The organism is Citrobacter sp. FP75, from assembly GCF_018342065.1.
GTDB lineage: Bacteria > Pseudomonadota > Gammaproteobacteria > Enterobacterales > Enterobacteriaceae > Citrobacter.
On the sequence record NZ_JAFDOE010000004.1, the window covers coordinates 249,920 to 268,005 of the forward strand.

18 protein-coding genes are annotated in these 18,086 nt (G+C 54.0%); 11 read left to right on the forward strand and 7 right to left on the reverse strand.

Annotated features, from left to right (window positions below; translation table 11 throughout):
* Window positions 1-162 precede the first annotated feature (162 nt).
* The gene (locus tag JQ822_RS15750; RefSeq protein ID WP_213134247.1) at window positions 163-1,365 is read right to left on the reverse strand and encodes an L-lactate MFS transporter; all 1,203 of its coding nucleotides are present in this window, start codon (window positions 1,363-1,365) and stop codon (window positions 163-165) included.
* Between the two features lie 250 nt (window positions 1,366-1,615).
* Entirely contained in the window at window positions 1,616-2,320 is a 705-nt protein-coding gene (locus tag JQ822_RS15755; protein WP_213134248.1) for an autotransporter outer membrane beta-barrel domain-containing protein, read from the reverse strand.
* 157 nt (window positions 2,321-2,477) lie between these two features.
* Between JQ822_RS15755 and tag the strand changes: the two genes are divergently transcribed.
* Window positions 2,478-3,059, forward strand: a complete 582-nt coding sequence (gene tag / locus JQ822_RS15760) for a DNA-3-methyladenine glycosylase I (RefSeq protein ID WP_213134249.1) — start codon at window positions 2,478-2,480, stop codon at window positions 3,057-3,059.
* The gene (locus JQ822_RS15765) at window positions 3,037-3,477 is read left to right on the forward strand and encodes an N-acetyltransferase (protein ID WP_213134250.1); all 441 of its coding nucleotides are present in this window, start codon (window positions 3,037-3,039) and stop codon (window positions 3,475-3,477) included. Before tag ends, JQ822_RS15765 begins: the two co-directional genes overlap by 23 nt.
* On the opposite strand, the gene JQ822_RS15770 is transcribed toward JQ822_RS15765, so the two are convergent.
* The gene (locus JQ822_RS15770) at window positions 3,446-5,779 is read right to left on the reverse strand and encodes a molybdopterin guanine dinucleotide-containing S/N-oxide reductase (protein WP_213134251.1); all 2,334 of its coding nucleotides are present in this window, start codon (window positions 5,777-5,779) and stop codon (window positions 3,446-3,448) included. The genes JQ822_RS15765 and JQ822_RS15770 overlap by 32 nt on opposite strands.
* Window positions 5,780-5,938: 159 nt before the next feature.
* Between JQ822_RS15770 and JQ822_RS15775 the strand changes: the two genes are divergently transcribed.
* From JQ822_RS15775 to ghrB, 6 genes are all read left to right on the forward strand, one after another.
* Window positions 5,939-6,601 carry an OmpA family lipoprotein gene (locus JQ822_RS15775; protein ID WP_213134252.1) on the forward strand — a complete coding sequence of 221 codons (663 nt, stop codon included), beginning with the start codon at window positions 5,939-5,941 and terminating at the stop codon, window positions 6,599-6,601.
* A gap of 101 nt (window positions 6,602-6,702) precedes the next feature.
* Window positions 6,703-7,719, forward strand: a complete 1,017-nt coding sequence (locus JQ822_RS15780; RefSeq protein WP_213134253.1) for a LacI family DNA-binding transcriptional regulator — start codon at window positions 6,703-6,705, stop codon at window positions 7,717-7,719.
* A gap of 100 nt (window positions 7,720-7,819) precedes the next feature.
* The gene (locus JQ822_RS15785) at window positions 7,820-8,569 is read left to right on the forward strand and encodes a sugar phosphate isomerase/epimerase family protein (RefSeq protein ID WP_213134254.1); all 750 of its coding nucleotides are present in this window, start codon (window positions 7,820-7,822) and stop codon (window positions 8,567-8,569) included.
* Between the two features lie 3 nt (window positions 8,570-8,572).
* On the forward strand, window positions 8,573-9,511 hold the full coding sequence (locus JQ822_RS15790; RefSeq protein ID WP_213134255.1) for a sugar kinase: 939 nt from the start codon (window positions 8,573-8,575) through the stop codon (window positions 9,509-9,511).
* Between the two features lie 70 nt (window positions 9,512-9,581).
* On the forward strand, window positions 9,582-10,862 hold the full coding sequence (locus JQ822_RS15795; protein WP_213134256.1) for an MFS transporter: 1,281 nt from the start codon (window positions 9,582-9,584) through the stop codon (window positions 10,860-10,862).
* Between the two features lie 22 nt (window positions 10,863-10,884).
* On the forward strand, window positions 10,885-11,859 hold the full coding sequence (ghrB, locus tag JQ822_RS15800) for a glyoxylate/hydroxypyruvate reductase GhrB (protein WP_213134257.1): 975 nt from the start codon (window positions 10,885-10,887) through the stop codon (window positions 11,857-11,859).
* 58 nt (window positions 11,860-11,917) lie between these two features.
* Here ghrB and JQ822_RS15805 read toward each other — a convergent pair whose 3' ends face one another.
* On the reverse strand, window positions 11,918-12,628 hold the full coding sequence (locus JQ822_RS15805; protein ID WP_096759146.1) for a DUF3053 domain-containing protein: 711 nt from the start codon (window positions 12,626-12,628) through the stop codon (window positions 11,918-11,920).
* Window positions 12,629-13,006: 378 nt separating this feature from the next.
* Between JQ822_RS15805 and JQ822_RS15810 the strand changes: the two genes are divergently transcribed.
* The 3 genes from JQ822_RS15810 to cueP all read left to right on the forward strand — a co-directional run bounded on the left by JQ822_RS15810 (window position 13,007) and on the right by cueP (window position 14,516).
* Window positions 13,007-13,297, forward strand: coding sequence for an HTH-type transcriptional regulator (locus tag JQ822_RS15810; protein ID WP_135323927.1), 291 nt, complete (start codon window positions 13,007-13,009; stop codon window positions 13,295-13,297).
* A gap of 281 nt (window positions 13,298-13,578) precedes the next feature.
* A complete protein-coding gene (cspE, locus tag JQ822_RS15815; protein WP_004126446.1) occupies window positions 13,579-13,791 on the forward strand; it encodes a transcription antiterminator/RNA stability regulator CspE in 213 nt (70 codons plus the stop codon).
* Window positions 13,792-13,976: 185 nt separating this feature from the next.
* Window positions 13,977-14,516: a copper-binding periplasmic metallochaperone CueP gene (gene cueP, locus JQ822_RS15820; protein ID WP_213134258.1), complete on the forward strand. Its 540-nt coding sequence runs from the start codon at window positions 13,977-13,979 to the stop codon at window positions 14,514-14,516.
* A 63-nt stretch (window positions 14,517-14,579) separates the two neighbouring features.
* Here cueP and glyS read toward each other — a convergent pair whose 3' ends face one another.
* From glyS to JQ822_RS15835, 3 genes are all read right to left on the reverse strand, one after another.
* Window positions 14,580-16,649 carry a glycine--tRNA ligase subunit beta gene (gene glyS, locus JQ822_RS15825; protein ID WP_213134259.1) on the reverse strand — a complete coding sequence of 690 codons (2,070 nt, stop codon included), beginning with the start codon at window positions 16,647-16,649 and terminating at the stop codon, window positions 14,580-14,582.
* Between the two features lie 9 nt (window positions 16,650-16,658).
* Window positions 16,659-17,570 carry a glycine--tRNA ligase subunit alpha gene (glyQ, locus tag JQ822_RS15830; RefSeq protein WP_006817708.1) on the reverse strand — a complete coding sequence of 304 codons (912 nt, stop codon included), beginning with the start codon at window positions 17,568-17,570 and terminating at the stop codon, window positions 16,659-16,661.
* 95 nt (window positions 17,571-17,665) lie between these two features.
* Complete coding sequence (locus JQ822_RS15835; protein WP_213134260.1) at window positions 17,666-17,974, reverse strand: YsaB family lipoprotein; 309 nt, start codon at window positions 17,972-17,974, stop codon at window positions 17,666-17,668.
* Window positions 17,975-18,086 lie beyond the last annotated feature (112 nt).

Sequence of the window (18,086 nt, forward strand, 5' to 3'; positions counted from 1 at the left end):
AGGCCAAACAGGGGAAAAGTGCGACAAGTGCAGATAATAAGAAAATTCTACAGCGCGGGTAAGTAGACCACAGGAGGGGGCAAAAGTGCTTATAGAGAATGACAATGGCGCATATATTTTTGTAAATATATGCGCCCGGTATTAATCAGACTACTAATAGGTTTAGGCGTGCGCCTCGGTATATACGCTACGTTGTGGCTGACGAATGGTGGTAGACAGCGCCAGCGAAATGATTAACAGCGCGAAGATAACGCAGAAGGTCACGTAGAACCCGCCAAACAGCGAGGCAATGATTGAACCGCAAATGCTGCCAATCCCGAAGCCCAAGTAAATAACACCGTAGTTTTTCGCCAGATTATTCAGGCCGAAGAACTCACTCACCAGCGACGGGAACACGGTAATCGTGCCGCCAAAGTTAAAGGCCACACAGGCAATCGCCGCAAAGAAAGTCGCTTCGTTCAGCGGAGCAAACAACAGCGCCGCCATACCGACCAGCGAGACAACCTGACCAATGGTGATAACGCGAATACGGGAAATCTTGTCGGACAGAATACCCAGCACCAGACGACCTGACAGGTTGGCGATAGAAATCACCGTTACCGCATTGGCTGCCGTCGCCACATCCATATGCGCCAGGCTTTGTGCGATGTCTTTCGCCACGCCAATCACATACAGCCCGCTCATACATGCTGTCAGGAACATCACCGCCAGCATCCAGTACTGTGGTTTACGCATGGATTGCGCCAGAGTGTAGTCATTCTCTACTACACCGTTCACCATTTTAACTTCCTGATTTGGTGCATCTTTCATCAGCGTAGAACCAAAAACAATCATCACCAGCACAATTGCGCCCCAGATAACAAAGGTCTTTTCCAGCCCGACGGTTTCCAGCAGATGGCTGTCAATAAATTTGAAGCCGAGACTACCCAAACCATAAGAGCCGATAGCAAAAGCGGAAATCAGCCCTTTACGCTCAGGGAACCATTTTACGCAGTTAGAAAGCGTTAACAGGTAGCCTGCGCCGTCCGCCAGCCCGACCAGCACGCCCGCGCTCAGCCACAGCATAATCAGACTGTCAGAGTGCGCCGTTAAGAAGAAGCCCACGCCCAGCAGGATACCGGACGCCATGGTGACGCGCTTCACGCCAAAGCGTTCCTGAAGTTTCCCGGCGACGGAAGAAGAGATTGCCAGACCCAGACTCAGCAGACCAAAGGAGAAAGCGACCTGACTGACCGGCGCATCCAGCTTCGAAGAGAGCGCGCCATTGAACAGGCTCCAGGTATAAACCGAACCTAAGGCAAATTGGGTGATGATGGTGCCGATCAGGGTCAGCCACCGGGTACGCTGATAATCAGAAGTTTTCATGGCAGTATTCCTGCATAAACAAAAGGGGAAATTCTCTGCCGACAACCATACCGAAGTGCACTTTTGACCTGGGGAAAACGGCATGAAGTGCCATCAGAACGGAATGAAATGCCTGGATTGCGGAATGAATGACGAGACAAAAAGTCAGAGGACTGATTTTTTTCGCACAAGTGAGTACACGCTATCACTGAGATGCGTGTGATTATTGATCTGAATATGTAACACGGTTGTTTTATTTACGCATGCCGCGTTAAAATTTAGCGCTCACTCCCATGGTGTACATATAGTCACTGTTATTGGTGCTATTTTCCGCCTGGGAGAGCGCTGCGTACGCTGCCATGTGCGGATTGAGCAGCATATCGGCGCCCACGGTAACGTCCAGCCAGTTGCCGTCCTGGCTCGCCGCCGTCATCCGACTGAGACCCGACTGCGCCTTCCAGATATTCTCGCCAAACTGCTGGTTATAGCTGATTTGCGCCCACGGTCGAACATCGCCAAACTGCGAATCGACTCGCCAGCCTAAAGTGCTGACGCTGGCATGCCATAAAGGATCGGTCTGCGTGACGGACGTCGCACTGTCGCCAAATTCGTTATAGGTAGACGTTGCCGAACCGTCATAATGCACGGCAGCGACCGGGCCGGTCGTTACCTGTCTGGACACGGGGAAATTCCAGCCCATACTCATACCGCTGGTCGCATCCAGGGTCGTTTGGTCCGCCAGGTTCACCACGGGACCCGCCACGTTCTGTGTGGAACGAATGCGTTCTTCAAGTACGTCGTTATAGCGTGGTTGGTGATCGCTGTCCCATGTATAACGTTCAGCCGTATGACCTGACATAGCATCAACGATATATTCTTGTTGCCAGCCATAGGCCATATTGGTAGACAGCGCACAGACTAGGCCGCTCACCAGAAGGCTGAACCTCTGGCGACCACTACTGTTTCTTATAATCATCAACGCGACTCCAGAAAAGAGCCGAATTCGGCGATATTATTGTCATTGTGTGAAGGATACCGGGCCATCAGCCCTGTATTAAATATTGTCTTTTTAGCGGGCGCGTCAAGGCGAGCCGAATGAAATTTTTACGCCAGTAAAAACAGCGAGGAAGAATATGCAGCGTTGCGGCTGGGTCAGTCAGGATCCACTATACATTGCCTATCACGACAAGGAGTGGGGCGTCCCCGAAACCGACGGTCAAAAGCTGTTCGAGATGATCTGCCTGGAGGGCCAGCAGGCGGGATTATCCTGGATAACCGTGCTTAAAAAACGAGAAAACTACCGCCATGCATTTCACCATTTCGATCCTGTCGCCGTTGCAGCGATGACCGAAGACGATGTGGAAAGGCTGGTGCTGGATGCCGGTATTATTCGTCATCGCGGTAAAATACAGGCCATTATCGGCAACGCGCGAGCATATCTGGCGATGGCGCAAAACGGTGAGCCGTTTAGCGAGTTTGTCTGGTCATTCGTGGATAACCAACCGCAGCTGACGCGCGCCGCCAGCCTGAGCGACATTCCCACCTCAACCCCTGCGTCTGACGCGCTCTCCAAAGCATTAAAAAAACGCGGGTTTAAGTTTGTCGGCACCACCATCTGTTACTCCTTTATGCAGGCATGTGGCCTGGTCAACGACCATGTCACCGACTGTATTTGCTACCCAGGGGGGCAACATGATTCGCCAATCAACGCCTGACGATCTGGCACCGATTCTGGCGCTGTGGATGGAAAGCACAATTTATGCCCATCCGTTTATCGAAGAACGCTACTGGCGCGAGAGTGAGCCCATCGTGCGCGACGTCTACATGCCCGCCGCACAAACCTGGGTTTGGGAAGAAAAAGGCGAGCTAAAAGGCTTTGCCAGCGTAATGGAAGAGCGTTTTTTGGGCGCGCTGTTTGTGGCACCAGCGGCGATCAGAAATGGGATCGGCAAAGCGCTGGTGCAGCATGTCCAGCAGCACTTTCCGTTACTCAGCCTTGAGGTCTATCAGAAGAATCAATCGGCGGTAAATTTCTACCATGCGCTGGGTTTTCGTATTGAAGACAGCGCATGGCAGGAAGAAACACATCATCCCACGTGGATTATGAACTGGCAGGCGGATCAAACGCCGTAAGCGTCAGCGCAGGGCCAGTGTATTTTTCCAGCCACGCCAGCGCAGTGTTGCCCGCGCAGCCATTCCCCAGCCTCGAGCTGGGGAGATCTTTGGTCAGCACGTTTACGGCACCATTTTTACACATACCATTGGCAGCGAGATCCAAATCAGGCCAGGCACCTTCATGAATACAGATAACGCCAGGTTTGATGCCAGCCGTCACCACCGCCCCCGCCAGTACTTGTCCACGCCGATTCCACACCCTGACCGTGTCGCCATCCGCAATGCCCCGTGCTTTTGCATCCTGCGGGTGGATCGTCACCGGCTCGCGATCCGCCACCGCATACTGCTCGCGTAACGCGCTGTAATTCAGTTGACTGTGCAAACGGTGCGCCGGATGAGCGGAAAGCAGCTGTAACTGATCCGGCTCGGCATTGCCAAACCACTCATCCGGCTCCAGCCACATTGGATGTCCCGCACAATCCGCATAGCCGTAACCGGCAATCTTTTGCGAGAAGATTTCGATTTTGCCACTGTCCGTTTTCAGCGGATGCGCCTGTGGGTCGCGACGAAAATCAGCAAAGCGAATAAACTGCGCATTGGCGGAATTTTCCGGCATTTCGATAAGCTGATTAGCTTGCCAGAACGTCGTGAAAGGCGGCAGCGTCACCTGCTGACTGGCCCCACGCTGCCCGGCAATATTGTAAAAAGTCGCCAGCCATTCCAGCTCGCTTTTGCCTTCGGTAAACCGCTCATACCCGCCCTGCTCCCAGCGTTCACTCAGCCCGGCAAAAACATCAAAATCATTGCGCGCTTCACCCTGCGGCGGAACCACCTGCTTCATCGGCACCAGGTGCTGGTTGCTATAATCACCGGTCATGGTGAGATCGTTGCGCTCAAAAGAGGTGGTTGCGGGCAATACGATATCGGCATGCTTCGCCGCAGCGGTCCAGAAACACTCTGAGATCACCACCAGTTCCGGCTTTTGCCAGGCGCGTATCAGACGATTGGTGTCCTGATGATGGGTAAAGTTTGCCCCGCCCGCCCACCACAGCATACGGATGTCCGGGAAATGGCGGTCCATACCGTTGTGCTGGTAAAAACCGCCGGGATTCTCCAGCGCTTCGACAATGCGCGCCACCGGGATTTTATCCACCGCATCGGTGCCGTCTTTTACGCTGCCCTGCATTGAAGCCAGCACCGCCGCACGACGGGTCGGATTGCCGCCGTTAGCAAAATGGTACGACAACCCAAATCCACCGCCAGGCGTGCCGATTTGCCCGAGCATGGCGGCCAGCGTGACGATCATCCAGTGCTTTTGTTCACCATACTGCTGGCGCTGCATGCCCCATCCGGCCATTAACATAGTGGTATGCTGGTGAAAAATTTCCGCAAGTTCGCGTATTTTCGCTGCGGGTATGCCGCAAATCTCCGCAGCCCACTCTGCCGTTTTTGCGATATCGTCAGATTTACCCAGCAGATACTCGGCAAACCGATCATAGCCGGTGGTACAGCGGGCAAGAAACGCCTCGTCGTGCCAGCCGTTTTCCACCAGCGTATGCGCGATGCCCAACATCAGCGCCACGTCGGTTCCCATATGCGGGGCGATCCACTCCATCTTATCGCCAAAGAATTCGACGCTTTCCGATCGCATCGGATCGATACAGATCAAACGCTTGCCGCTGTCGCGCAAAGCCTCAAAGTAAGCGAGACCCTGTTCGTCGGAGGCATTCCAGGCAATCTTCAGGGTATTGAGTGGGTTAGCGCTCCATAGCACCACCACATCGCTGTGTTCCAGCACTACAGGCCAGCTGGTCTGCTGCTGATAGACTTCGTTCCCGCCCACCACGTACGGCATGATGGCCTGCGCCGCGCCCGTTGAGTAATCACCCAGATGACTGGTATAACCGCCCGCCAGCGCCATATAACGCTGCAGCAGGGTCGCGGCTTTGTGTAACACACCGTTCGAACGCCAGCCGTAGGATCCGGCAAAAATTGAGGCCGGACCGTAGCTGTCGCGAATGCGTTTATGCTGCGTATGGATAAGATTCAGCGCCTCATCCCAACTGACGCGAACAAATTCATCCTGCCCGCGCGCGCCCTGTGGGTTCTCCGGCGAGGCGAGAAAGCCTTTACGCACCATCGGAAAACGCACCCGCGTTTTACTGTGTACCTGGTCGCGCACCACGGTCTGCAACGAGTTGGGTTGTGAGGTGGGCAGCGCCCCACGAGAAGAGAAAACGGTCTCACCGTCGGTCTCGACGAGAATAGGTCCCCAGTGGGCGGCGGTTAACACCGAGTCGTGTGCGGGTGAATTAGCCAAAATGGCGCTCCTGAATGCGATGTGACGGCTTATTTATTATGCCGTTCAATGTTACTTACAAATTTCAGAGTCTTCCCTGGAATTTTCTTCATGTTCACACGTCATAATCAACCGCCACGGTCGCTGTGGTAAAGAATAAAAAGTCATTAAGGAATTAAGATGAAGAAACGTGTATTTGTGATTGCTGCCATCGTGAGCGGCGCCCTGGCGGTTTCCGGCTGCACCACAAACCCTTATACCGGTGAACGCGAAGCGGGTAAATCCGGTATTGGCGCGGGCATTGGTTCGCTGGTCGGCGCAGGTATTGGCGCGCTCTCCTCGTCGAAGAAAGATCGCGGCAAAGGCGCGCTGATTGGCGCGGCTGCAGGGGCCGCCGTTGGCGGCGGTATCGGTTACTACATGGACGTGCAGGAAGCGAAACTGCGCGAAAAAATGCAGGGAACCGGCGTCAGCGTGACGCGCAGTGGCGATAACATCATTCTGAATATGCCAAACAACGTCACCTTTGACAGCAGCAGTGCCAACCTGAAACCCGCCGGGGCAAACACCCTGACCGGCGTGGCAATGGTGCTGAAAGAGTACAATAAAACCGCGGTCAATGTGTTGGGCTTCACCGACAGCACCGGCAGCCAGGATCTGAATATGCGTCTGTCACAGCAGCGTGCAGACTCCGTCGCCAGCGCCCTGATCACTCAGGGTGTGGAAGCTAACCGTATCCGCACTCGCGGAATGGGCCCGGCGAATCCAATCGCCAGCAACAGCACGGCAGAAGGTAAAGCGCAGAACCGCCGCGTAGAGATCACCTTAAGCCCGATCCAGTAACGTTTTGTGCCGGATACTGGCAACTCCTTATCCGGTATGTAGCACTTGCCATCGTTGATTTTCACGCTAAGGTGTTCACACCAAATTCAGGGAAATCAGCGATGAGCAAATCAACACGCGCCACCATCAGCGACGTGGCAAAAGCCGCAAAAACGGGTAAGACCAGCATTTCACGCTACCTCAACGGTGAAAAGCACCTGCTCTCCGACGCGCTGCTGGCCCGCATTGAACACGCCATTGCCGACCTCGATTATCGCCCTAGCCTGATGGCGCGAGGTCTGAAACATGGGCGTACCCGCCTGATCGGCCTGATCATCGCCGACATTACCAACCCCTACTCCGTCAACGTGTTAAGCGGTATCGAAGCCGCCTGTCGCGAAAAAGGCTTCACTCCGCTGGTCTGCAACACCAACAACGAGGTGGACCAGGAGCTGCATTATCTCGACCTGCTGCGCAGTTACCAGGTCGAAGGGATTGTGGTCAACGCCGTTGGGATGCGCGAAGAAGGGTTGAACCGCCTGCAGCAGTCCGCGCTGCCGATGGTGCTGATTGACCGTAAGATCCCGGATTTCGCCTGCGATATGGTCGGACTGGATAACACCCAGGCAGCGACGGTTGCCACTGAACACCTGCTTGAGCAAGGCTTTGAAGCAATCCTGTTCCTCAGCGAGCCGCTGGGCATGGTCAACACGCGCCGCGAGCGTCTGAGCGCCTTTCGCGCCACGCTGGCGCAATATCCTGGCGTTATCGCCGAAAATGCTGAGGTCCCGCTGGCGGAAAATACGCAACTGGATGACACGCTGCGCCAGTTTCATCAGCAGCATCGGGGGATGCGTAAAGCCGTTATCTCCGCCAATGGCGCGCTCACACTGCAGGTGGCCCGTTCGCTGAAGCGTATTGGCCTCCACTGGGGCAGCGACATCGGCCTGCTCGGTTTTGACGAGCTGGAATGGGCCGAGCTGGCAGGCGTCGGCATCACCACCCTGAAACAACCCACATGGCAGATTGGCTATACCGCCGTCGAGCAGGTTGTGCGCCGGATCGAGGGCAAATCGGATGCCATTCAGGAACAGGTTTTCTGCGGTGAGCTGATCGTCCGCGGCTCTACCGCCCGATAAATTTCCTTCGTGATGGTGATCATAAATTCGACATCGTAGTCTTTTCTTTGGAACCGGTTCCATCTAGCGTTATAGCAAGAACGCAAGTTTTGGAGTTTTCATGAAAAGAAAAATTATGGTGGTCACTGCCGCTTACGGTTACGACCAGGTACGCGCCGCAGGCGGGCAAACCGCCATGCTGCCCATTATTGCCGAAGCCGGAGCTGACGGTGTTGAAATTCGCCGCGAGATGCTGAGCGACGCCGAGCTAAAAACGCTGCCGACCATGGCTTCCGCCATCGAAATTTTTGGTCTGCTGGCCTGCTACTCCGCCCCTGAACCCCTGTTCGTTGAAGATGGCAACCTTAATCCCCGCCTTCCCGCGCTACTCCAGGAAGCGCAAGCCCTGCAGGCGCTGTGGTTGAAAGTCTCCCTTGGCCATTTTTCGCACAGCAAACAGTTCGACACATTACGTGAGTGGCTCGACAACAGCGGAATGGAACTGGTGGTCGAAAACGATCAAACGCCCTGCGGACGCCTGCAGCCTATGCTGCGCTTTCGTGATGCCTGCCAGACACAGGATCTGCCGATATCCCTGACCTTCGACATGGGCAACTGGCTGTGGGTCGGCGATTCTCCGGAAGACGCGGCGCAACAACTCGCCTCTGCCGTGGGCTATATCCATGTCAAAGCCGCTACACCGCATCACGACAGCTACCGTGCTGTTCCACCTGATGCGGCAGACTCGCGCTGGCTGGCGCTGTTAAACACGCTGCCCAACGATGTTCCACGCGGTATTGAATTCCCCCTGGAAGGGCAAGATTTGACGGCGGTAACCCGTCACTACGTCGAGCTGTTACGCAAGGAGTAACGCATGAAAAACACACTGGATGTCGTCACCATTGGCGAGGCGATGGCGATGTTTGTCGCCACGCAAACTGGCGAACTGGCTGATGTGGAGCCCTTTATCAAGCGCGTCGCAGGCGCGGAACTCAACGTGGCGACTGGTCTTGCTCGCCTGGGCCTTAACGTAGGCTGGGTAAGCCGCGTAGGTAATGACAGTTTTGGCCGTTTCATTGTTAAGTCGCTGGAAAAAGAAGGGATTGATGCGCAGGGAGTCACCCAGGACGAGCGCTATGCTACCGGCTTTCAGCTTAAATCTAAGGTCGAAAATGGAACCGATCCCATTGTGGAGTACTTCCGCAAAGGTTCCGCTGCCAGCCATCTCAGCATTGAGGATTACCACGAAGCGTACTTCTCCAGCGCACGTCACCTGCACCTGAGCGGCGTGGCAGCAGCGTTGTCCGACAGTTCGTATGAACTGCTGGCCCATACCGCCCGCACCATGAAAGCACAGGGTAAGACACTCTCGTTCGACCCTAACTTGCGCCCGGTACTGTGGAAAAGCGAAGCCGAAATGGTGGAAAAACTGAACCGACTGGCATTCCAGGCAGACTGGGTTTTGCCGGGGTTAAAAGAGGGCATGATTTTAACCGGACAACAGACACCAGAAGCCATCGCAGACTTTTATCTGCGCCACGGCGTGAAGGCGGTAATCATAAAAACAGGGGCCGATGGCGCCTGGTATAAAGCCGCCAACGGCGAGCAGGGCTGCGTCGCGCCGGTAAACGTCGACAACGTGGTCGATACCGTCGGCGCAGGTGATGGCTTTGCCGTGGGCGTTATCAGCGCCCTGCTGGAAGGTCGCCCGCTGCATCAGGCGGTGACCCGAGGCAATAAAATTGGCGCACTGGCCATTCAGGTTCAGGGCGACAGCGAAGGATTACCCACACGTGAACAATTAGGGGAATAAACTCCCGGCCAACTCTGTCTCTGTACCCTACAAACAGAGGCGGCGTATCAGCATAACCAGAGGGCAGTCTATGAATAGCTCAACCAATGCAGCAAAACGCTGGTGGTACATCATGCCAATCGTGTTTATCACGTACAGCCTGGCGTATCTCGACCGCGCGAACTTCAGCTTCGCCTCCGCCGCCGGTATCAACGAAGACCTCGGTATTACCAAAGGGATCTCTTCCCTGCTGGGCGCGCTGTTTTTCCTCGGCTATTTCTTCTTTCAGATCCCAGGCGCAATTTACGCCGAACGCCGCAGCGTGCGAAAACTGATTTTTGTCTGTCTGATCCTCTGGGGCGGATGTGCCTCACTGACCGGCATGGTCAGTAACATCCCCATGCTTGTCGCCATTCGCTTTATTCTTGGCGTCGTTGAAGCTGCCGTGATGCCCGCAATGCTGATATACATCAGTAACTGGTTTACCAAATCCGAGCGCTCGCGCGCCAACACTTTCCTGATCCTCGGTAACCCGGTTACCGTGCTGTGGATGTCCGTGGTTTCCGGTTATCTGATTCAGGCGCTTGGCTGGCGTGAAATGTTCATCATTGAGGGCTTTCCGGCTGTCATCTGGGCGTTCTGCTGGTGGATGCTGGTCAAAGACAAGCCTTCCCAGGTGGGCTGGCTAACGGAAGCCGAAAAAAGCGCGCTGCAGGCGCAACTGGAACAAGAGCAGCAGGGGATTAAAGCTGTACGAAACTATGGTGAGGCTTTTCGCTCACGCAATGTGATCCTGCTGTGTATGCAGTATTTCACCTGGAGTATTGGCGTTTACGGTTTTGTATTATGGCTGCCGTCCATCATCCGCAGCGGCGGCGAAAATCTGGGTATGGTGGAAGTGGGCTGGCTTTCCTCGGTCCCGTATCTGGCCGCAACCGTTGCCATGATCCTGGCTTCATGGGCTTCCGACAAACTGCAAAACCGTAAGCTATTCGTCTGGCCACTGTTGCTGATTGCGGCTTGTGCCTTTATTGGCTCCTGGGCCGTTGGCGCTGACCACTTCTGGATTTCTTACACCCTGCTAGTGATTGCGGGTGCGGCAATGTACGCCCCTTATGGCCCTTTCTTTGCCATTATTCCTGAAATGCTGCCACGTAATGTCGCCGGAGGCGCCATGGCGCTAATTAACAGTATGGGCGCGCTAGGCTCATTCTTTGGCTCCTGGTTTGTTGGCTACCTCAATGGCACCACCGGCAGCCCGTCCGCCTCGTACATTTTTATGGGGGTGGCGCTTTTTGTCTCAGTGTGGCTAACTTTAATTGTTAAGCCTGCTAATAATCAGCAACTCCCCGTTGGCGCACGCCACGCTTAAATTTTAACTTACGGAGATTCGCATGAAGCCGTCCATTATTCTCTATAAAGCGTTACCTGACGATTTACTGCACCGCCTGGAAGAGCATTTTACTGTGACTCAGGTGCCTAACCTGCGCCCGGAAACGGTCGCACAGCACGCCGAAGCTTTTGCCAGTGCGGAAGGTCTGCTGGGCTCCAGCGAAACCGTCAATAGCGCCCTGCTGGAGAAAATGCCCAGGCTGCGTGCGACCTCAACGATCTCTGTAGGCTATGACAATTTCGACGTTGATGCGCTTAACGCACGTAAGGTGCTGCTGATGCACACGCCAACCGTGCTGACCGAAACCGTGGCTGATACGGTGATGGCGCTGGTGCTGAGCACCGCTCGCCGTGTGGTAGAAGTGGCTGAACGCGTGAAAGTGGGCGAATGGACCAAAAGTATCGGGCCGGACTGGTTTGGCACCGATGTACACCACAAAACATTGGGGATCGTCGGCATGGGCCGCATCGGCCTGGCGCTGGCACAACGCGCACATTTCGGCTTTGGTATGCCGATTCTCTATAACGCTCGCCGTCAGCATAAGGAAGCGGAAGAGCGCTTCAACGCGCGCTACTGCAATCTGGATACGCTGTTGCAAGAGTCTGATTTTGTTTGTCTGATCCTGCCATTAACCGAAGAAACGCATCATCTGTTTAGTACCGAGCAGTTTGCCAAAATGAAGTCCTCCGCCATTTTCATTAATGCCGGACGTGGCCCGGTCGTGGATGAAACCGCGTTGATTGCGGCGCTGCAAAGCGGGGAAATTCATGCCGCCGGTCTGGATGTGTTTGAGCAGGAACCGCTGCCCGTGGACTCACCGCTGCTGTCGCTGCCAAACGTGGTAGCAGTACCGCATATTGGTTCAGCAACCCATGAAACGCGCTACAACATGGCGGCCTGCGCGGTGGATAACCTCATTGATGCGCTGCAAGGGAACGTCGAGAAGAACTGCGTGAACCCGCAGGTGGCAGGATAAAAAAATGCCGGGCGGCGCTAATGCGTACCCGGCATTCTGTATACCGTTATTGCGAGAATTACTGGGCTGCGTTCACCGCAGCAGTCCAGGCCTGATTAAATGCCTGATGCTGGGCTGCCAGCGGGCCAATCAGCGTATTGTACTGACTTGCCTGTTGTGATGTCGGGAACTGGATACCATTCGCCACAAAGCTCACCTGCGTATCCTGCTGTGCGATAAAATCACCCACCTGTACCAGCTGCTGCGTGAAGATTTGCGCGGCAGGAATCAGCGGCTGTAACGCCTCTGACGGTGCGGTCACGACTTTGCTGTAGACCTGATCAAAGACCGGTTTCAGATCTTCGCTTTGTTTCAGCGCACCACGTGCGGCATCTGCCTGCAGCTTCGCATTCTGCAGTTGTTGCCCTAACACGCCCAGCGCACCATTTGCCTGACGCAGCGGTTCACGCTGAGTCACATAATCCTGAGGAACACGGATGGCATTTACACTATCAACAACCGGGCGCAGACCGGAGTCCATCGCCTGATTGACCTGCTGCGAATAGCCATAAAGAATCGCGTAATCGGAGACAAACGGGCCAAACTGTTTTTTCTGATCGGCGGTCAGCGTCGGTAAACGCTCTCCGCTACGCATTGCAGTATTCTGCAGGAAATCGACAAACGCTTTGCGTTGATCGCCTTCTTTATCAAAACACCCACTCAGGCCAACTACCATTAAGAGCGCCAAAACAGGCGCAAACCAGCGAGAGCAGGACTTACCTGTCGCCATTTTAATACTCCTTCACCCAAAAATGCGCACAACGACACCCGCGTGCCTGACGATGACAAGGATAGTCCAGGTCAGCCCCGCAAGATACCCTTTCCGCGTAATCTTGTGGGGGAAAATAACCGTTTCTGCGACCCTGCGTTTTGCTAAACAATGCGCCATAAGCCGAACGACGTAATATTTTCGTCATCTTTACAATTGCGTTTAGGCGATCGGAGATCCCGACCTTTATCAGGCCGTTAGCAAACGACAGGTTGACTCCGCGCTCCGCTGAAACGCATCCCCCCACGCAAACCAGGCGCTCACCTTCATTTTTTACGACTATTCTTAATGAGCTTCGATGAAATTCACGATCCCGCTGTGTGATTTTAGGAGTCCTCAATGGAATATAAAGATCCTATGCTTGAACTGCTTAGCAGTCTGGAACAGATTGTTTTTAAAGATGTATCGCAGACGGTTACCCTGAAGCAAAAAGCCAACCCCTTTACTGAATTTGAACAGCTACGACGAGGGACGGGTTTAAAAACCGATGATTTTGCCCGAGTAATGGGCGTAACCGTCGCTATGGTTCATGAGTGGGAGTCTAAGCGCGTAAAGCCTTCCAGCACCGAATTGAAATTGATGCGCCTGATTCAGGCCGACCCAAGACTAAGTAAGCAATTGATGGATTGAGATATTTTCTAGTTCTTCTTAAGAACGGTCCTGCAAAAGGACCGTTTTCCTACCTGCTCCAACAACAAAAAAGAAAATAGTAGTTGCATCCTCAGGCATAAAATGAGTTAATGCGCTCAACGGTTTGACGTACAGACCATTACAGCAGTTTAGTAAGGCAAGTCCCTTCAAGAGTTATCATTGATACCCTTCGTAGTGAGCATTTTCCTTTACTGTTAAAAAATCTGTAAAGCACGCCATATCGCCGAAAGGCACACTTATTTTTTAAAAGGTAATACACTATGTCCGGTAAAATGACTGGTATCGTAAAATGGTTCAACGCTGATAAAGGCTTCGGTTTCATCACTCCTGACGATGGCTCAAAAGACGTGTTCGTACACTTCTCTGCTATCCAGAACGAAGGCTACAAATCTCTGGATGAAGGTCAGAAAGTTTCCTTCACCATCGAAAGCGGCGCTAAAGGCCCGGCAGCTGGCAACGTAACCAGCCTGTAAGCTTAAAAAGCTAAAAAATTCAAGATCCCTGCCAAACGGCGGGGATTTTTTTATCTGTTTTTCACACTAAATCCCCCAACTGCTTCTTTGCATTACTTTACCCACCGCACCTTTGACCTTTCCCTAAGGGTAAGCTTTATAGTACGCCGGCATGTATTCCACAATTTCCACAAGGAATTGAAGCTATGTCGAAATCCTCACTGCTGCTGTTATTAGGTTTGCTCACCACAAGTAGCGTATTCGCTGCTACTCCAGAATCAACCTTTCTGGCGCAACACGGGCTGAGCGGGAAATCCGTTGAGCAAATCGTCGACGCCATTGACCAGTCGCCTCAGAGCCGACCACTGCCTTATTCCGCTGCCATCACCAGCACCGAGCTGAAGCTCTCTTCCGGTGAACAGGTTTATACGCTGCCGCTCGGTGACAAATTCTATCTCTCCTTTGCCCCGTATGAATGGCAAACCCATCCCTGTTTCAACCACAGCCTTTCTGGCTGCAAGGGAGAAATGCCCGAGAAAACCTTTGATGTCAAAGTGACGGATAGCAAGGGTGACGTTGTGGTGCAGAAAGAGATGACGAGTTATCGCAATGGTTTTATCGGCGTATGGCTGCCGCGCAATATGGAAGGCACGATTGAAGTCAGCTACAACGGCAAAAAAGCCACTCATGCCATTAAGACGATGAATGACAGCCAGACCTGCCTGACCGAATTGCAACTGCGCTAACAACATAAAAAAATGCCGGATGGCGCAACGCGATCCGGCATTTTCTACGTCAGCTCAGGGCCGTTACTGCAGCAGAGAAATATCCGCCACGCGCAGGAACAGTTCGCGCAGTTTTTCAAGCATAGACAGACGGTTAATACGCAGATCTTTATCTTCTACGTTCACCATCACTTTCTCGAAGAACGCATCGACCGGTTCGCGCAGCGCCGATAACTCAACCAGCGCTTCCTGGTAACGACCAGCAGCGAAGACAGGCTCCAGCTTATCGCGTAACACCACAACCTGCATCGCCAGCGCAATTTCTTCCGGCTCTTTCAGAGTGGCCGCATTTACGCGGTCATTCAGCGTTTCTTCTGACTTCGCCAGAATATTCGATACACGTTTGTTGGCAGCAGCCAGCGCGGACGCGGCTTCCAGCGTACGGAAGTGCGAAACCGCCTTCATACGAGCGTCGAAATCAGCCGGACGGGTCGGACGACGCGCCAGCACGGCCTGAATGGTATCTACGGTATAACCTTCGTCCTGATACCAGGCGCGGAAGCGACCCAGCATAAAGTCGATGACATCATCCACTACGCTGGCGTTGGTCAGCTTATCGCCATACAGACGAGCCGCTTCTTCGGTCAGCGTTTGCAGATCCAGATTCAGATTCTTCTCAACGATGATACGCAGCACGCCCAGCGCAGCACGACGCAGCGCAAACGGGTCTTTGTCGCCTTTCGGATGCTGACCAATGCCGAAGATACCCGCCAGGGTGTCCATCTTGTCGGCAATCGCTACGGCACAGGCAACCGGGTTGGACGGCAGCTCATCACCAGCAAAGCGCGGCTGATACTGTTCGTTCAACGCCACGGCCACGTCTTCCGCTTCACCATCATAACGCGCATAGTGCATGCCCATCACGCCCTGAGTGTCGGTGAACTCGAAGACCATGTTGGTCATCAGGTCACACTTGGACAGCAGGCCCGCGCGGGTCGCGTGGTTAACGTCAGCACCAATCTGCTCGGCAATCCAGCCCGCCAGGGCCTGAATACGATCGGTCTTGTCGCGCAACGTACCCAGTTGCTGTTGGAACAGCACGGTTTGCAGACGCGGCAGATGGTCTTCCAGACGTTTTTTGCGGTCAGTATTGAAGAAGAATTCGGCATCTGCCAGACGCGGACGCACGACTTTCTCGTTACCGGAAATAATCTGAATCGGATCTTTCGATTCGATGTTAGCAACGAAGATAAAGTTTGGCAGCAGTTTGCCGTCGTTCGCATACACCGGGAAGTACTTCTGGTCACCTTTCATGGTGTGAACCAGCGCTTCAGACGGCACCGCGAGGAATTTTTCTTCGAATTTCGCAGTCAGCACCACCGGCCATTCAACCAGAGAAGCCACTTCTTCCAGCAGGCTTTCGCTCAGGTCAGCGTTGCCGCCAATCTTACGCGCCGCTTCTTCGGCATCGGCCTTGATTTTTGCCTTACGCTCGGCGTAATCGGCAATCACTTTACCGCGCTGGCGCAGGATTTCCGGGTACTGATCGGCAGAATCGATGGTGAATTCCGGCTCGCCCATAAAGCGATGTCCACGGATCACGCGATCGGACTGAATGCCCAGAATCGTTGCCGGGATCACTTTGTCGCCCAGCAGCAGAGTGACGGTGTGAACCGGACGCACGAAGTGGACGTCAGACGCGCCCCAGCGCATCAGTTTCGGGATCGGCAGCTTCGCCAGTGACGTGGCAATCATGTTCGGCAGCAGCGCTTCAGCGCTTTCACCTTTCACATGCGCACGATACAGCAACCATTCGCCTTTGTCGGTAGTCAGACGCTCAGCCTGATCAACCGTGATGCCGCAGCCACGTGCCCAACCTTCTGCCGCTTTGCTCGGTTTGCCTTCCGCGTCAAACGCCTGAGCAATAGCCGGGCCGCGCTTTTCAACTTCACGATCCGGTTGAGATTCAGCAAGGGCAGCCACTTTCAGCGCCAGACGACGTGGGGCGGCAAACCACTCTACGTTGCCGTGTGCGAGGCCAGCGTTGTCCAGCTCCGCAGTGAAATTCGCAGCAAAGGACTCAGCCAGGCTGCGCAGTGCTTTTGGTGGCAGCTCTTCAGTGCCAATTTCCACCAGAAAAGTTTTCTCAGACATGGCCGCCTCTTATTTGTCTTTGTTGCACATCGGGAAGCCAAGGGCTTCACGGGAAGCGTAGTAAGCTTCTGCCACTGCTTTGGTCAGGGTGCGAATGCGCAGAATATAGCGCTGACGCTCGGTGACGGAGATGGCTTTACGCGCATCCAGCAGGTTGAAGCTATGGGCGGCTTTCAGAATACGTTCGTAAGCAGGCAGCGGCAGCGGGTTTTCCAGCGCCAACAGCTGCTGGGCTTCTTTCTCGTACTGCTCGAAGCAGGAGAACAGGAAGTCCACATCGGCGTATTCGAAGTTGTAAGTCGATTGCTCGACTTCGTTCTGATGGAATACGTCACCGTAGGTGGTTTTACCCAGTGGGCCGTCGCTCCAGACCAGGTCGTAAACGCTGTCTACGCCCTGAATGTACATGGCCAGACGTTCCAGACCGTAGGTGATTTCGCCGGTCACAGGCTTACATTCCAGACCGCCCACCTGTTGGAAGTAGGTGAACTGCGTCACTTCCATGCCGTTCAGCCACACTTCCCAACCCAGACCCCAGGCACCCAGCGTTGGGTTTTCCCAGTTATCTTCCACGAAACGGATATCGTGAATGGTCGGATCCATACCCAGCTCTTTCAGGGAACCAAGGTACAGCTCCTGAATATTGTCCGGGGACGGCTTAATGACGACCTGGAACTGATAGTAGTGCTGTAAGCGGTTCGGGTTTTCGCCATAGCGACCGTCGGTCGGACGACGAGAAGGCTGCACGTAAGCAGTCGCCATCGGCTCCGGCCCCAGCGCGCGCAGGCAGGTCATTGGGTGAGAAGTGCCCGCGCCGACTTCCATGTCCAATGGTTGAACGATGGTGCAGCCCTGGCGAGCCCAGTAATCCTGTAAGGTCAGGATCAAGCCCTGGAAGGTCCTGGTATCAAACTTTTGCATATTATTTCGTGCTGGATACGTGTGGATTTAAAGGAAGCGGTCAGTATACCCGCTGGCTGCAAGATATACAGTACGAAACGGGAAAAAGGCGGAACTTAGCGCATGGAAAGGTGCAAAAACTGCCCGTCTGCGTCAAATGAGCAGACAAAACTCTCTTTACGGAAGGTAGAACCCCGCATCTCATAGCTGCCCTGGAACTGTTCGAAGCCGGTAACATCAATTTTCTTTGTGCCCGTGTTATAGCGTTCCGCGGCTTCATTTTTGCACAATGCTTCCATGTCCAGCGAATGCGAAGGACTCACTTTGGCCTTTTGCGCTTTCTGAGTCGGCGCTGGCGTTTGCGGATCAGCGCATCCTGCCAGCAGGAGGGCAACCATCGCGGGAAAGAAATACTTCATCATCATTTTATTGCCCCTGATTTGCGGGTCAGCTTTATTATTATTACTGTCTGGAAACCGGTCCTATTTTGAGAATCTCATCGGACCATCACAAGCTTTAGCGTAAAAACTCAGATTA